Here is a 19372-nt window from a genome sequence, read left to right on the forward strand (position 1 = left end):
GCGGCGCTCAATGCTTTAAATAAAGAAAAAGGCTCTAATAAGGTTATTGAAAATGTCCTGAATGACCCTGAATTTAAGAGAAGAGTATTCTCAATCATCAGGGCTCAGGACAGGCAAGATGATACGGGCGGATATTCTGTGGATAGGCAATGGGCAGAAAAGATTAAGGAAGAAGTTTTAAATCGCGCAGTTGATGTAATTAAAGACAGGGACATTTTTATCCTGCAGATGGAATATGAGTTATCCGCAAGGTTCTTAAAAGAATTTTGCGAGTATTTACAGCTTAAAAAAGGCTGTACTTACGATGATGCAATTTACAATACAGGCGAACTTGCAAAGCTTCTAATGGCAGGCGGGTTAGGGAGTTTTAAGCCTGATTTAGTAAGAGGATGGTATCAGGTTCTTGAAGAGCACTTGGGGAGTATTGAAGCATTAAATAGATTGCATGTTTTTGGCATTATGTATTCTCAGGCGATAAAAGGACAGGGTGCAGTTAAGCCTAGAGGCGCTATTGCAAATGAAGACATGGCTGATATTGTGCGAAAGTGTTTAATTAAAATTAAAACCTTTAAAGATATAGAAATTAATATGAATGGGGTAGATAAGGTTGATGTAGAGATTTATATGAATCCGTATTCTGAATTAAAAGAGTATTGGATTTATGATATACCGAATCCCGTTACCGGCCAGAGGGTTTTTCATGAAGCATATTGTGGCGGGGCTGATGATGATTACCGCGCTATCCAGACATTGCTTTATCGGAAAGTTGTCTTGAGGTTTATTAAGGAAGGTGTTACTGAAGGGTCTATAAGCCGTAGAATGTTATTTTCTACAAGTGAAATAAACAGTACTCTTGTTATTCCGGAAGTTGTTGAGGATGAATTTGAACACGATGTGGATTTTAAGGAGTTATTAATCCATCATTATAACCATACAATTGTTCCTGCAGGCATGCCTTTATATAATTGGTATATGTTTCATGCTTTAAAAATCGCAAAGCAGTTTTCAGACTGTATTTATAACGGCAAGGTAGATTTGGTTAGGATTACTGGTAGGGTCAGCCATATAATCACAGGATGTTCTACAGCCCATACAAAGATATTAAGAGAAGAAATATTTAGAGAGTTCGCGGATAAAGTAACTGAAGATGAATTATTCGGCAATAGCGAAGGCTCGGATGTGGAACGTTGGCAGGGTGAAGAAATCCAAGCCTTGATTAAGGCGTATATGTTAGTTACAAAGGCCGCTACATACAGCGATTTGTTTAATGCTTTAGATAATGATAAAAAACTAAAAGCAGTTTTTATTAAAAAACTGCTAGAAATCAAGAAAAGGCAGAAGCAACTTTTTATTGATGAACTGTTTAAAGGTACTTTTGGCCAGATTGATGTAACTAAGGATGATCTTAAAGCTGCCGGGACATCGTTGATTGATCGGCCGTTCTTTACTTTCGTAAGAAGGTTTGTTGATTATAAGTGCGGTGATTTTATTGTAGATGTTTTATATGACCAGAATTTTAGAGAAAGAATTGTTAAGTCAGGAGCGGTAATCCTTATCGGTGGTAGAAAATTCGGCTCTTTTGCTGACATACAGCACCGCAGAATTCAGGATTTAATCAAAATAGACCCTCGGATGAAATATCATATTGTTTTTGTATCCAACCATAATGTCGCAACCTCCTGGATAATTCAGCAAGGCACTAATTTCGGAGGCATGCTTTCATGGATGGGTAAAGAAGCAGGGCCTACAAGCTTTGGTAATGCCCAGCAAAACGGTGCTCCAAGCTTTGCTTCTCCTGACGGGGTAATTGTTGAAAGGGTTAAGGCGGTTGAGAGAGATGCCGAAGGTAATATTATAAATGGCACAGGTTATATTGTTAATTATGGGCAAGAACGTTCATTTTCCGGAGATATCAAACCTGACAGAGAATCATTTGTCGCGAACATGGAAACTGCATGCGGGGATTATTTTAGGTCCGAGAATTACGGGGTTCTTGCTTATAATGCTTTGAGAATGGGCTTGGGCCAAGGCGACATAAGAAACCAGGCTAAGGGTTTAATTTGTGTCTGGGCAAAGATGTGTGAATCATTTGATCCTAACCAGCAATATTATAGAGTTGGGGTAGGTTCCGATATTGGAGTAGCTACAAGCCGTCTTAAGCCAGTTGGTTCGGAAGAAAAAGATATTATGCCGGATGGTGTAGTTATGCTTAAATTAAACTCTGATTTTAACGTTGGAATTAATACTGGTAATGATCGAGTTAATCAATGGTTTAAAGAGAATGCTCCAGCAATAAATAGTCGTTTTAAGGGCATGGCTAGCGATTCAAGATTAAAAGATTTAGCAGGGATGATTGAAGCTAATCCGGAAATAAAAGCCATATTTACTGCTAACGCTGAATTTGTCGGCCAAGTTATAAATAGAATTGCTTTATTCCACTGGTCGATGATTACGCGCGCGCCTCCGCTTTTGGCTCAATTGGTTGTCGTTGAAGAAATCCTGCATTATTATTTCCCCGGACAAAATGAGTTAGTACATAGTGTCATTGATGATTATATCAGAGTAAATTTGGCAACGTCCTTCCATGAAGCAATCCAAAACGCTAAACAATATGGTATTCATCCTGTAGATGCATGGGGCCAGGAAGATGCCCTCCAGCTTTATAACAGATCGCCGTATAATCACGCAAAGCATATGGAAGTGGTTATTAAGGCTGATGTTGATATGGCAGGGGATGAATTTGCGATTCAAATACTCAAATGGCTGCAATACTGGTTTATGCGTGTATCTCCTACTTCTCAAATCGGTATTCAGCTCTGCACAGGTGAGAGCCCGTTTATCGGATACCGTAAGATCGGAGAAATCCTGAAGAATTGGGATACTAGAGAAGTACAAGAGTTTTTGCGGGCAAATGGTTTGGATACAGCCTTAAAGCCGGATATGAGAAGGGTTGTTGTTTTTGCCGTAGATGCGATGTTTCCTCAGAAACGTACCGACTATTTTTCTTTCGCGAATTTACTTAATAGCGTATGTGACCTGTGGGGTGTGCCAAATGAAAATCGTAATCTATTCTATGGCGATATATATGTTAGTTATGAAAATGGTAAGTGGCAGGAAAGCATCATTCCTGATAATGAATATGCAGAGATCTTAAATAGTATTGATAGGGAAGGTTTGCAGATTTTGGAATTCCAGGCAGCATGTTTGTTGGAGCGCGACCACGCCAAGAGAGATTTGCGTGGTTTTGCTTTTAATTCTGACCTTGTGCGTCAAGGCAAAAAAGTCTTTGGGCATATGTTGAGAAGAAACAATCGCGGTGACTTTGAAATTATAAAAAGAGAGATAAAACCGCTTTCTCCGGATCACATACAATATAAATATCTTGAGGGTATGCGCTTGCAGGCAGTGATGATGCATGAACGTTTAGCAGAATTTGGTGGTGCGCATATTACATTGCTTGGCGAAGGGCCATCGAATGATGGTGAGGGGCATATGGGATTCTGTGAAAGCGGAACTCATCCGAAACAGGCCTGTTTTATCGGAGCTATACATGATTTTGATGCCACATTCCATATCTGCGGTGCACATGCTAAAGAATTCTACGGCTTAAAGAAAATGTTCGTAGAGGTTGGAAATATACGTAAACCGAAATTCGCTTTTATCACTTATGGCCCGGCTGAATTTATGTATCGCCAAAATAAACATTCTCCACAGAGGGATATTGATAATGAAGTTACAGTTTTGGTTATTTCAACAGGTAATGTCAAGAGCCGGACTAACTTAAGGGCAATAGAAATGCCACAGGATATTACTTGTCCGATAAGCCTTGCTCAGGGTAGTAAAGGTAAATTTATTTTAGATGCAGCTGCAGCCAGGGAGTTAAGGGTAGTAAGATTCCCATGGGAATTCCAGATTATGCGCCGCGAATTCTGGAATTTATCAAATGCACGAAAATACTTCATACAAATCGCAAAGAGCTTAGGTTGTAAGATTGCAAATATCAGCATTAGGACTGCTGCCCGCCATTGGAGAAAAGATAGTTCTGCTATGCAGGAGATCCGTAAGAATAGACTACATAATATCAAAGGATTGATTTCAGCTATTTCCGAATCTGGCCGCGAGCCTCGTCAGGTTGTGGAGGATGTTATGAAGGATATACTTTCAGGCATAATCCGACCGGAGCAAATCGTAGAAAAACTCCGAGAATATGGTATTCATCCGGGAGATCCGCTGCTTTTAGCCAATCCGCATATGGACGATGAGTTCTTAGCCAAAATGCATCTTATTCAAGTAATGGCTAAGCATTATAAATTAAAAGCTTATTATAGTTCGTTTGGATACACAGCTGTGTATAGTGATTACGTCTTAGGGTTGTTAGATTTTGCCAGCAAATTAAAGCCCGAAGAAATCAAAAGCTTAACTCCTGAAAAAAGAAAAAGTCTTGTTAAAGAATTGGTTAAAGAACAGAGTAACTTTAAGCATGTCCCGGAATTCGATTATGAAGTCTTGCCGCATATGAGCGATAGAGAAAAAGCTCTTCGTGCGAAAGTATTGTTAATTGATTTAAATGAGAGGTTTGAATCGGCATTTGATACAGTTAATAAGATTGAACAATTAATAGAATTCCTGCGGCAAGTGGAGAAACGAAAACCGCGCGACGGTGGCGTGGATATTGATTTTATGCGTTATGCGAAAACAACAGTCAGGTTTACCGAAGCTCAATCAGCATTGATGTCTTTGGGCATTAAATACGAAAATGTTTATTGGCCTTTAGATGTAAGTTTCTACGGCACTCCAGGCAGGCCTTTGGCAATAAGCAGAGCTGATATTGATAAAATCAAGAATATGATTCGGGATGCAGACCCAAGGATGATTATATTCAATGGCGAACGCTTCCCGGATTTCGGCGGGCATTCTAATAACGAAATTGGTATTTGTATTGCGTTACGTGAGCTACTCAATGAAGCCCCGGATACTGCGGCAAGAAAGAGAATTGAAGATATTATATTATTCCAATGGGCTGGTGTTTGGGATAGGATCAGTGCTGAAGATGCTAATTTGAGCGTGGTGCTTACCAAGGATGAAATCAACGATTTTATTAAGGCATTTATTTATTACTATAGGACACAAGCACCTTACGCGCCTGTTCTTAATGCTTCTTCAAGAAAGCCTCAATCATTTGCTCATGATGTAAGGGTTAATGCCCATATCTCCGCACAAGAAATGCTTGATTTGATTGATTTGCCTCTTAAGATGTCGTCTATGCTTAGGAACGGAGGGGGTATTTTACATTATAGATTGACCCGCTTAGGTGACTCTACGACATTACAGGAATTTGAAACTAAACAACGTACATTAGTTCGTTCTATGACCAGTATCAATTGTTCAAGCAATGCCGCAATGAATGGCCCTGCGCCATATCCTCAGGCTCTGGATAAAATTTCACAATATTTAAGAGAAGAGATGTTTGCTGTCGGAGCGATATCTTCCCGTGAGGCGCATTTATTCGAGTCTGGAACTAAGTCAATAGTTTTGGGCTGCAATTTGTTCTTAGTGCAGATTTGGAATTTTATAGAAAAATTGATAAAGATGAGTTTATTGCCGCGGCCGTATCTTTCTTTAGGGCCAGTTCCCTTTGAAGTCACAAAAGGCGGCAGGTTTACGACAAACTATAATTGCATTGCTTGCTTTATGGATAAAGATAAGCGTGATGAGGCGATTAAGTGGTTAAGCGCTGAAGGCGGCATAGAAGCAATGAAGGCTATGTTATATGTTTATCAGGTTGTGGCTGAACCTGTTAAGCCCATGTTGGATGTATTAAAAGAGCGATGGAGTTGTTTGGGTTGGCTTCCTAATGGGCAGTTTAATTTTAACCAAAATGCCTCTGAAACCAAACTTCTTTTAGAAGGCATAAAAATTTGTTTAAGCAATATTGTAAGCGAGAAGAGTATAGATTTAGAAAAATGCCCACGTAAACGTGAGGGCACAAGAGCAGGGTTTTTGGTCCAATGGATGATAAAGGCTGCCCGTGAAAATATCCCACACGATAAAAGTTTTGCGTTGATTAAAGAGGTATTGTTAAAATATCCGGAAAAATCATTGCCTGTGCTGCAGACTAATTTGAAGAAAATTGTTTTAAATTTTTCTTTACGCAGCATATTGCAAGATATCGCTAAGCAGATTGAAGAAAATGAAAGAGAGCATACTTTAAGCCGTCAGTATTCCTCCGCTGGAATATGTTTCTTCTTTGTTCCGAGCGGGCAGCAAATCAAGGATTTAATTCACTTGTTGCATAGCGGCTTAAAAGTATTACGAAATTCAGGACTAAAGTTTATCGCGGAAGCTACGCGAAAACTAATGAAAATTGGATTAATCCCGCGGCTATATTTTTCTTTGTACTCATTAGATGTCTCTAAGGGTAGCGCTAATCATGTTCCAGAGCTTCCGCTTTTTGTTTTAGCAGTGGATAATGAAGATTGGGAGTTGATGTTGCTCAAGCGAACATTAAAAGGTATTATTCCAGCCGATAAGATAATTGAGGCCTTAAGCGGCAATGAAGCATTAGAGTTATTTAAACAAAATAAAGATAAAATTAATTTAGTTATTACCGATAACAATATGCCGGGGATGTGGGGGCATGATTTAGCAGGAAAAATCAGAGAAATAGCTCCCAATATTCTGATAATTATGCGCAGCACAGAGCCGGGAGTGAATAAGACGAAAGAAAATATTGATATATATGTTGATAAAGAAGGCGTTGATTGGAAAGTCGTAATCGCGCAAGCAAGGGGAATGGTCCAAGAGAGGTTAAGCAAGGAAGTTATTTCTCTGCCAGAGGCTGAACCTTTATTTCCTTCTGGCTTCGGTATCCCGGAACTTATCCCTGATTCAGCTTTGAACTTGGAACGTAGATTGACGGATCTTGTAATGCTTTTAAAGAGTAATGTTAATTTGTTGAGCCGTGATGAGATTAAAGAAGTAATTTTGCAAAAAGTAGTTTCTTTAGAAAAAATGCTTGAATTTTTAGCTGTAGCATTAAAACAAAACGTTAATCCTTGTTTAAGTTGTATTACGAATATGAAATGTAAGGCTGTTGATGGAGAAGGGCAGTGCGGGAAATGTGTTGGTTTAACTAAATTCCATGTTAGGGAAATACAGGCCTTTCTTGCGGTGGCAAGAAACTTAGAGCGACTTCTAAAAAATGGCGCTTCCGGAGCAAATAGCCGAGCAGCTTTGAATTATAATCTGGATTTACTTACAGCTGCTTCGCCTTTTGCAATGCAATTAAACCAGGGAGGAGTTTACTTAGGCTGCAATCTCTTCTTGGCCGATTGGAATTATTTATTATGTAACTTAGTAAAGACTTTAATTAAGTGTTTAATATTTGATGTGATTGGGCTGCTGCGGGTTACGAAAAGGATTTGGTTCGCCTTCCGTGGCTGGTGGGGATCAAATCTTTTCGCAGCAGCCGATTTTACTCAAGCAGTAGATCGATTGAAGATAATGCGTATCCTAATGTTACCGATGAAATTCAATCTGCTTCAAGAGAATAGAAGAAGTGAAGGGATTTATAGAATAGTTTGTAAGGCAATTCTAGATTTTATCAAGAATAAAGAAAATAAATTAAGCGAAGGACAGAGAATATATTTTCTCGATAAGAAAAGTATTGCTAGAGAATTAGAGATTCCATACGTATCGTTGCTTAGATATTTCATGGGCAATCAGGAGTTAAGAGAAGCACTGATGGAATTAAATAATAAAATAAAACAGCATAATAAAATTCTTAAAGCTCGTAAGCTGAAAATAACTGTTGAGGTAGTAAGATTGGTGCTTGAGTTAACTCGTCAAGAGATGTCCCTTGGGAAAGCTGTGTCAAGATTAACCCAGCTTAAGTTGGCAAATCGTTTGGCAGTCTCAAATGGATATTTAGGGTTGTTCTTAAGAAAGAATGCATTTCTAAAAGGTGAGTTAATTGATTTAAATAAACAGATAAAGGCTCATAATAAACAATTCAAACCGCTTAAGAAACATAGACATTATAAACTTTCGCCAAGGCTTAAAGAGGCACGTGAAAAATTGCTTACATTTTTAGGAGGTATAAAGCTTTGGGGTTTACCGAAAGAATTTATTCCTAAGAAAAAAGGAGTATTAAGTATCGCTGAAATAGCGAAACTTGCGCAGGTGCATCCAAAAACCGTGCGTGCTCTCATAAAGCATAGCCGAAGTGTGAGCAAGTATTTCTCGTGTGTAAACCCAGCATTGATTATGTTGACAACAATAGAGCCGCGCATGGACACTATTATTTTAGCCTGCTTAGGATGCTGGTTGTTTGTAAAGATTTATCAAGTAGCCAGGGATTTATTAAGAGCAAAGAAAGAGGAGGTCTTACCAATTAACGAGCTTGATTTTAATCCTGCTCAAATAATCAGCGAGAAAATTAGAATTCTGAAAGATAAAATTTCTGATCATCTTGAGATAATGAGCGGTTTAATTACAAGTTTATCTAAAGCTAAGGCAGGCGAGCTGACGGCTGAAACGAAAATTAAGCTTATGAGCTTAGAGAATAAAGTAAAACAAATTAATGGGATTGTTTCTCAGTATGTTTATTCCTTAAACAGCCAATCTTTTGATGAAACTCAAGCTAATAGGGAAGATTTAGCTATTCTTTTAAGAATAATAGCGGCTACTTTGAGGCATGTTATTCTTACAAGGCTTTTTATAATTCGTGTTCCTGTCAATGACAGCATTCATAGGAATCGCATAGATACAGAAGATATTAAAACTATGCCGGAAGAATTTTTACGTATTAAAAAAGTATTTAAGCATCTTAGCAGAGTTAAGTCTGAAACGTATTTAAAAGCAGACATCTTGGATTTATATATACCCGGAGTAACATCCGGAAATCTATCGGAATATTGCAGTTTCAAAGAATATATCGCGAGAAAGAAACTGGCATCTACACCAAAACCAGCTTTTGTTCCGCAGCGCAATATTCTTACTTCTTTTGGCCGCGTAGCTTCTGCCGCAAGAATATCTCCTATTATTATCATATGTATTGCCGGATGCACCTTAAAAGAAGATATTTATGGTATTGAACCATTTTTTGTATTGACGGCCGCAGTAATTGCATACCTTATCTATAAATTAAGAAAATCAAAGCTTACCAATGAAGAAATCATCAGGCAAAATGTAATCCAAATCTGGCAGAATAAAATTTATCTATTGATTGCAGGATTAATCGGATTGCTAGGCTTAGGTATATACGAATTAATTTCATGGGCTTATTATTCCGGTTTTGTCCCGCCGGCTGGAAATCCACCTTTTTATAAAGTCCCGTTTGGGCTTACAGTGCTTATGGGTAGTATGGCTTTTGCGCAAAATTTAATGAAGCCTTATGATATTGCTACATCTTTACGGGAGATTAGGCCGTTTCCTTTGTTCGTGATTAACGGAGCTAAAGATTATAAGATTATTGCGGAAATTCCTCAAACACACATTGTTTACGGGAATTTCTCATTACCTGAAGAAGAAAACTTGCGCCGCAAGATAGAGGAAAGGTATTGTGTTGGTTGCAATTGTGCAGAGAGAGTAGAGGCTGTAATCCGTAATCTTAAAGTATTAATTTTAGAATATGCCAGGTTGCAGGATGATTGGCAGGGGCAGTTGCCAAACGCAAATAAAGGCTTAATAATTTTTAGCGGTCCGACTTCCGGAGCCTGCCTGTTGGGGAACAATTTACAGACTCATCGGCCCGGAATAAATATCCGGCTTTTGGACGATAGCCTTATAAACCGAGGATTAAGCCGCGAAGGATTAAGGTTACTGACACTGATGAATAGGCTTCATGAAGAAGGTGAGACCTTAAAATGGAAACAGAGTTTGATTCTTGAGGCAGAGACGTTGTTCTTTTTAAGCCTTAAGAAATATGAAAATCAACAGGAATTTCTAAGTAGTTTAGGGCGGGTGGAAAGTACATTTGGGCCGCAAGGTAAAATTATGCCAAGGCCAAATTTTGATTATTTCTCAAGTGTGTTTTCGGAGCAAGAAAAATTATTCACATCCGACAGGAATTTCCAATGGATTGATTTACAGGAAAAAATGTGGCAAATCTTTGAAAACGATGCCGTATACGATAACTCTATTAACTTGGTTGAACATTCAATAAGAATACATCAGAGAATTAACCATGTTAACAAAAATAAAAGCGTTGAAATGTACAGGCTTATTGTTAGCTCTGGTTTATCCAGGCAGGCTCAAATGGCCTTGCAACATATCATGCTTTCTTTTTACGGTTGTTGGTCTACGGAACAGCTGGATAATCTTAAGGGTATCGTAGAAGAGCTTATCCGTATGTTTGCTAAATTTGATAAGGCTGCCGGGTTTAATCATTGCTTGGAAACCATAATGCAAACCCAGAGCCCTAAGTCAATTGTCGGGGTTTTGGATGAACTCTGGCATGTAGATTTCTTAACCAAGTTATTAAGTAATAGATTTAATGTAGAGGTTATTGCATTTAGGGTTATTGTTAAGGATCAAACTGGGAATACGCAGACAGATATCGATTCTGTAATCAAGCTTTATAATAAAGAAAACCAGGAACTATTGGGAAATTACTGGGTACAATCTTCTTCAAAAAAGAATGGCATAGAAAGAAGATTGCGTAATATGTCAAAGGTTATAAAGTTTCTTGGTAATCCTGATTCTCATTGGAGCGTTTATCCAAAAGAATCTGAGTTTGTGATGATGGATGAAGAACATTGCTTTATTCCTGTTAAAGGGGTCTTTTTTACCTTCCAAACATTATACAAAGATTTAATGACAAGTTTCCGCAATTATGCATTGGAAGATGAATTGCCTAGATTAGTTAAGGATTTGCCGAATTTGAAAAATATACCGATACAATGCTATTTTGTTCCCGAAGCCAGATTTGTTCCCGCTATTGGTTCATTTAAAGCAAGGCCGAAAATATATGATGCAGGAGTTGATACAGCCCGTAGTAAGCCAAATTCTTTAATGGGTAAAATGAACAGCATACTAAGAGACCTGCAGGTTCTACAAGCTGATTTCCTATCGCCTGTTCCCGCAAATATTGATTCTGGAGCAAGAATTAATACTATGAATAGCCGGTTCCATCTGGATTTTGATAGCAGCGAAGAAGATTTAGGGGTTGTAAGAGGGAAAATTATTTTGCCGTCTTTTAAATTTGTTCCGCTTGATGCGCTTACCGAACGCCAGGAAAGGGCACTTGAAGGAATTGATATCAAATTACAAGAAGTAAAAGAGATTATTAAAAGAATAGGTTATCCGCAATGGTTGATTCAGGAAATGCCTTGCGGGGAAATTCCCGTAAAATTCAAAGTTACTACCAGCATAGTACATAATAAATTAGCCAAAGTTGAAATAGCAGAAGGCTATGGGCCTAATTCCATAAGTTTTTCCTGGGCAATGCTTACAAGGGCTCCGCCATTGATCGCTTTGCTAACCTTTGCCGAAGAAATCCTGCATTTTGTTATTGATGAAGATTTAGAGGTGCATAATGCTATTGATTGCTATGTTGCAAATAACCTTTATGATTATTTCTTAAGTGAAATTGAAAAAGCTAAAAGAAAAGGAATAAATCCGCATGATAATTTGTATAAATATCTCAATCGTTCCCGCCCAGTAAGCGCCAAGCAATCAATGTCAACCCCTCAGCCATATTGGAAGGCAATAGATTTAGTTAATAGTTCACAGTGCCTTCCTCCCAGAGAAAGATTACCCGTCTTAATAGATGCATTTGAGTTAGATCAAAATAATATAGTTATTGCAAATATTATTGCCCAGGAATACCTGCAAACAGCGCATCATCAATATAATACCCCGGAAGAAAAAGATGCTTGTGGGCAAGCTGTGTTTTGGGCGAAAAAAGCTATTGATTTAGGTGGTAAACTCATCCGGGAGAATGAAGAGTATTGTGTTTTCGTTGTATACAATCAAAAAAGAAGCTATGCAATTATTTTTAAGGTTCATTTGATTAGCGGCAGCTATAAAGAGGCTAAGAGAGCCGCGCAGAAGATTATTGAAATTGATCAGAGCGATTCTTTTGGGCATTTAAATTTAGCTGCTGTCTTGGCTAAGCAGGATAAGTTAGGAGAAGCATTGAAAGCCAATGATTGGTTTAAAGATAATAATGTGGAATTTCCTATAGCGCGTAAACAGCGTTGCGAAATTCTGCAGAAATTACAGAGATTGGATGAGGCGCGCGAGGAAGCCAGGAAATATATTGAGTTGGATCCTTATGACCCTGATGGTTATGAAGACCTCTGCCGGATAAGCCTTGGATTAGGTGATTTTGATACGGTTATTGCTGCAGCAGATAAAATTATTTTCTTTAATCCCGATAGTGGCTTGGGACATAGTAGAAAGGTTCAAGCGTTGCGTGCTAAAGGCGAGATTAAAGCAGCCTTAAGAGCCGCAGTAAAGTTCGTAAATCTATTTCCCAAAGATTCCATAGGCTGGAGCCAGTTGTGCGACGTGTATTATGATTTAGGTGATATGGAAGGCGCTTTAAGTTCTGCTTACGAAGCTATTAGTTTAGATCCGTCCAGCCCTTACGGTTATGGACAGTTATCAAAGGTGCTTCATTATTCTGGTTTAGAGTTTGAAGCAGCGATTGTTAGTGCTATTTCTAAGGCTTTGACTCCTGTGGGCCGGGGTTCTTTCGACAGCCGTTTTAATCTTATGTACATTTTAATTAAGGAATTAGATCTTAAGTGGTTAAACGGGAATATTGATTTACAAGAGCGCAAATTTGTCCCGTTGTTTACCCCAACCGTTGAACAAAACGAAGCCATCAACATATTTAATCAGCTTATTGCAGAAGCAATTGAAATTATCGGGAAAATGGGGGTAGTTTTAGAACCAGAATTAATCCGCACAAAGTTAAGGGTGGATACATCAAATGGTAAACTCGCTTGCGCAGCTGTAGAGGAGGCAATAGGAGTTACCAATGCAATTATTATATCTTGGGCGATGTTCGGCCGCGTGCCAAGATTAATCGCTTTGTATACTCTTGTAGAAGAAATATTGCATTATAGTAAAAATAAGGATAAGGAAGTCCACGACCTTGTAGATGATTATATCGCAGAAAATATATATGATGATTTTCTGGCGGCTGTCAAAGAAGCTGCTGATAATGGAATTGTTGCTTATGATCATTTTGTAGAGCGATATCTTTTAGAGGCACGGACTCGAGTTCTTGCGTTAGGGATTTTAAGAAATCTTCTTTTAAAAAGATATTCACAAGCATTTGAATCAACATCAAAGTTACTGGCTTATGCTACTTCTGATGAGGCACAGATAGTGTTAAGAGATGCGTCGGACATGTATCCCGAACGATTAAATCAAATAGATAGAAGCCTTTTAACTGATACTGAATGGAGTTTTTGCAGAAATTTATCTTTAGGTAATTCTCTCAAGGCTCTATATGCAGCAGCAGAATTTATCAATAAAGAAAAAGAAAGCCCTGTTGGGCATTGGCTGCGCGCAATCGCTTTAGCCCTTCAAGGACGAACATTAGATGCGTTAGGAGAAGAAAAGAAAGCAAGAGAGTTTGATTTGCAGAACTCTTTTAGTTCTTCATTCTGCTTATCTCTGCCGGTTTTGGCGCTTTTTGGCATCAATGCTTCAGGTGCATTTCCCGTAGCTGTAATTGCTATTCTTGCTATCTTTATTTTAATTCGTCAAGGTAGTTTCTCTTTTGCCCAATACGAAAGTCAATCCTTCCAGCCCAATGCATGCGAAAGTAATGATCAGATAGAAGTAGCCTTTTTCAATAGGAAATATTTTACGCAGTGCGGTAAAAATATTTACGGCCTCCATATAGGAGATCAAACATATCTTTTTGTGGTTCCTAATACGTTACCAGCCAGCCAAGATATGGCAAGTAGTATCACAAATTTGCGTTTAAGCGGCGGTAATGAAACACTGGATTTTGGTAACAGTAGTTTTGATATTGAAGATAAGAAATTCCAAAGGTATTTTAAATATCTTTTAAGATTTATGACTCAATTGAGTAGTAATGAATTGAATTATAGTGATGGTAAAATTGCGATTAAACTGTCGATTAAGTATGGTTTAGAAAGAACTCAACTAAAAATTGATTTCCCGAAAACAGAATTTTCAACCGATATTATAGATATCGAGCACAATAAAATGACTATAGATTTTCATAATTCGCCAAATTGGAGAGAAAAATCTTTAGCAGAAAGAAGTGTGTTATGTTTTATATACCTCCCGGCAATTATGCAGCGTGAAAATCTTAGACTTGGAGATATTGCATTGGAGCTTCTTTCAAATTTGCATTTGGAAATGCACCAGAAGAAAATAAGTAATATAGGCGTTAGGTGTGTAGATTTTCTTAAGTTTATGGCAGGCCAGCGCCGCGAAAAAGACTTAAGATTGTTATTGAGAAAATGGGAAGATGCAGATGAGGTATTAGCTGAAAGAATTGCGGCAAAGTTGAATGATGATTTACCGTATATAGATACGGGTCTTGTTAATTTAGTTTTACTAGGTAAAAATCCGGAAGCCAATTTCCATAAAGCAATTGCTAGTATTTTTTCCGGTTTTGGTATTTCTTTGAAATTAGAAGAATTAGCTTTCTCGTCAAGAGCATTGCATATTGTTGAATTGGTGTCTAGAAAAATCGGTTTTAATTTAGGTCCGCAGTCTACTATAAAAGAAGAAAACAAATCAACTTTGTCTTGCCATGCTTGGTCAGTTTTAGCGCTTTTTGTCGGAAGTTATCAGCAAACATCCGTCATTGAGTTTCTCTGGGCAACCGGACCGCTGTGGGTGGTGGTTGCCTTAGCTGCAGTTTTATTCTTATCGATGATGAATTTTTCTAAATTAAATCCTTGCCGCGTACCATCAACCCAAACAACTTTAAAACAGATACTTGATTCTAAGAAGATTGATATTAATTTCAAGAGAACAATTCTTTATCCGGATATCCTTTTGCTTCTTTTGGGTGAAAGGCCGGGGTATATAAGATGCGAAGACAACGGTGACCCAGATATAAGCAAGATAGTAAGAAGTAAGATCGGAAATAAGTTAAGATTATTTAAAGCCGGAGATGTCACTATTTCTATCCCTCTTTTTGTTGCAAGGTTGAAGAAAGAAGGTTTATTCTTGGTAAAAAGCGGGATTATATCAGAAAGTGATTTACGTGCAATCGTTTCAAATTCAGCTTCAACTTGTAGTTTATTAACCGAACTTCTACTCAAATACAAAGAAAATGAATCTGATAGCGTTCAATTAGTAAAGTTGTGTGGTTTCATAAGCGGTTATCCTTTAAAAGATATAGAGTATGCGTTGTCAGGTAATAATCCGCTTAGAAAAGCATGGAGTTTATACGGCCTTAAGCGTTATTCAGACCAGGGGAGGAAAGAAGCTTTATTTAATCGCTGGGATAAGTCTTTAACTGATGCTTATTCTTTATTGGCCAATGAATCATATTTTAATTCAGTAATGCCGGCTCGGGCTTTAGTTGCTTATTTGGGCCTTAAAGTTAAATCTGAGGAAAAATGGATTTATGTCGCAAATTGGTTTAAACGTTTAGCCGGATTTTTTAAGAATATGAAGTTAGCTGATTTTGAAAGAACCAAATATAGTTCAGATATAACGGATTCCCATATTATTATCAATAAGCATAAGAGTTCAGGATGGTCTGCCGACCAATATGATGAGGAAAGAACAAGAGTCAGCGTAAGCGGTGGAGAAATAACGTTTGATTACCGGTATACATCGAAAATCCATAGCGGCGGGCATGAAGATAGCTTTAAGGTTGTTTTTAAAGGGAATGTAACTGAGTGCGAAGCAAGCAGGGAATGGTCTCATTATACTGACCGTTTAACACGATATGGATTTGAATTTACATATAGAGGGCCGAGCCCGCTTGTTGATTTTGTAGGAGATTTAGATAATCTGCGCGCGGTTGTAACTCCTGATTTCTTAATCTGCTTAAGGTCAGCAATAGAACACTTTGATTATAAAAATAGAGGTTGTCGTTGCCAGGCTAAAATGCTCGAACCTGTAGAACTTAGCAATATATATTTACCTTTTGTCACAGAAACAGGTATTCAGAATAGCCCTGAGTGGAGAAGAAGGTTTTTATTTGAGCGCTTATCTTCGCATCCGCAAGAAAGCTATCCGTTTATTTTTAAAGATAGTGCAGCTGATTTCTCTAATTCTTTCTACAGTTTCTCCTTTTTGGCGATAGGGCTACCGTTAGTTTTTGATTTTCAAATAAGAGTGGTCCATATTATCCTAATTTTAGCTATTCTTATGTCTCTTTTTTATAAGTATGTTGTAAGGAAACATCTTTCTTTGAACCAAAGTGGACATAAATCAAATTATTATAAGTATGCCATATTTATTATTGTAGCGTTATTGTCTATAGCCGCCGAACTTTTTTCAAACTATACAAAACGCATTTATGACAAATTCACGGTAGTTGTAGTTAATGCTAATAATGTAAAACCATCCGAAGCCGCCACTACTCCAACTGAAACAAAGAGAAAAAATATTCTGGCGATTGTTGATAAGCGTCTTTCGGAAATGCCCGAATCTGAATTCAAAGAACACGCTAGGAGATTCAGAAGGGCACTTCTGTGCGCATCCTCTTTTGAAGAAGGGGCTTTTATTACTTCTACTATTATGGATGTTAAGAAGCACAAGGTCGGCCTTTCTATAAATTATCAGGTTTTTGTTGAATCCAAGGCGTTAGCGCAAAAACTATTTATGGTGGTTGAAGGCCGGCAGCTTTTGAATATTGCCTGTGTTGAGCAACTCATAAATATATCCAATGAGATTCCTGTAGTTCTTGATAAACATAATATTCCCCGCCATGATACTGATGCTATCGTACGTTTTGCTTTGCAAAATTCTGAATTTACAGATTTACTGCGAAGGGTTGCTAATTTAATTGTTGATGGAACGTATTTTGGGTACAGGGAGGCCATGGAATTCTTGGTTGCAGAAACAAAAAGAATGAATAATGGTAAATTCAGCCTTTCGGAATATGAAACAATGGTGAAGCAGTATATTAATTCAGGATCCGAAATGTTTATGTTTGTCTGTGAGGATGGAAGCATTGATACCGGCGCATTAAGGAGCCATTTATTTATAAACCCGGCCAGTCAAAATTTATTATCAGAATTGATTCTGTTTATTGAAATGAAACGAGTGGGCAGCGATAGCAATGCTTTGACGTCTCCCGAATTTAGTAGCCTGTTATTCTGGCTTGATTACCCTAAATATTTTTGTGATTATTCTAAGGTAAAGATAGATCATCGTTGGAAGGATAATTCTGACTTGAAAAGAATATACGGGGAGCAAGGTGATTGGTTTAAAGATTATTCGCCTCTATTTAAGCATAATTCTGATGTTCCTTTGCATTGTTTTGCGTCTGTTCCGCTATTGGCGCTTCTTGGTCCCTGGTCCATCGGACCGCTGTGGATTGCGTTAGGTATTTTTGCTTTGATATTTGTTCTGCAGTTTACACAGACAAATTCCACTTTTCCTTGTAATCCTATCGTAAAAACTATTATTGCTGCCACTAGAATACATGCCCGGCAGTCTGAAAGCCTTGCCGTGATTTCTACCTTAATTAAGGAAAGAATAGGGATTAGTTTTAATATTAAAAGTAATAAATATAACCGTGCTACAGATCCTGTTTCTGCAATTGAATTATTAAAGCTAGCCATAAATCCAGGTGATTCAATCGAAATATCTGTCCAAGGAGATTGTTCTATAGAATTATTGAATAAGGTTTTAGATATATTCATCAGAGCCTTTCAGGATCATAATCTTGATGCATTCGGATCATATGATCATAGGGGTGATGTATTGCGTTTATCAATAGATAATAGCAGAAATGGGGGAGGTTCTATTCTATCCTGCCACGCTTGGCCTGTCTTAGCACTCTTAAGCTTTAACTCGCTATGGCTGGCGGTTGCCTTATTTGCATTCTTAGGTGTTTTCTATCTTGAGAAGGCGATTAAGAACCCCAATTTATCAGCTGCTATGTTTACACCAACCCGCGGATATGGCAAGCGTAAATTCTGGTTTTTAGATAAATTTAGGTCATATATACATGAATCATGGCACATTATAGCGTATATTATTTTACATCCTTTTTCTTCGCTTCTTGGGAAAGACAGGATTACTCTTGAGTTATTAAAGGCTACTTATGGAAGTAATCGTTTTGATCCTCCGAAATCTGAAGAAGGATTGTTTGGTGCAATAGGTTGTCTGGCGGCTCCGTTTGGAAATGCCGCTTTTCAGGCATTGCTGACTTATGCTGCTATAGGGCTTTTTTCTGACGCATCCGGCATAATAGACTATGTTAAGGGGGCTTTTGTTCTTTCTATTGCTGCGATTGTTGCCCTTGATAATTTTGGCTATCTTTTTATAAATTTTGTCGCGAAAGAACCGTCCGCTGATTGGAATAAAGCTTTCTGGATGCTGACCAAAGGGAACCGAGGGCTTAGCGTAATTATAACGTCCGCAATTTCCATTTGGCTTGCGCATATTGGTTTTACGCAGATTCCTTTATTGTTGAACGGAGTAACTTCTTTATCAGTAGTTTTCTATTCCATTATTGTGCTGACATTTTTGCCTTGGACAATAATAGATACTTTAATTGTCATGAAATCCGGCAGGCTAGAATCCTCGCTCTTTCCTTTTCGCTTCTGGAATAGATTTGATTCCTCTCATCAATTGGGAAAGGATATATTATCCGGTAAAGTGCCTCCAAATATTTATGATCATCCTAATGATACCCAGATGCTTTGGCTGGGTAATGCCGAAGCGGTTTTTGCTTCTTTGAAATATCCTCAAAAAACAGAAGAATTATTATCAAAAGTTGTTTCTGAGGCGTTGGCGAGAGGTAAGAAAAGCATTGGTTTTAAGTTAACCATGACTGTAGCTATAGAAGAATTCTTAAAAGCTTTCTGTGAAAAAATGTACCTCGGTTTTAAAAAAGAGGAGCAAGCCGGTGGAGAAATAACCTTAACGCTTATACAGAAGCCGAGAGAAGATGTCTTAAGTATTAAAGGGCACATAGTAAAACCTAATTATAAAATAAAGGTTCTTGGCTCAAATATTATAGTTTGTTTTGCAGAGAGGCATTTAAGCAATATTACGAAAAAGCTTTGTTGGAAGTGCAAGTTTCATATTGATACTATCCCCGGGGTTATCGCGGTTAGAGGAAAGATCGATGATGATAGAGTGTCATATTGTCCTATAGAAAAGCACGACCCTATAATCCTATTTACTGATACTCCTAAAACTAGTACATTCTTGGTCCGAAAAGTTTCTGAAGAAACAA

At 37.9% G+C, this 19372-nt stretch carries 1 protein-coding gene (cut by both window edges); it reads left to right on the forward strand.

Positions 1-19372: part of a UDP-glucose 4-epimerase GalE coding region (gene galE / locus PHO70_01135; GenBank protein ID MDD5431584.1), annotated on the forward strand (this coding region is incomplete at its 3' end). Its footprint runs off both ends of the window (50298 nt to the left, 54902 nt to the right); the window shows 19372 of its 124572 annotated nt.

This window comes from Candidatus Omnitrophota bacterium, from assembly GCA_028715415.1.
Lineage (GTDB): Bacteria > Omnitrophota > Gorgyraeia > Gygaellales > Profunditerraquicolaceae > JAQURX01.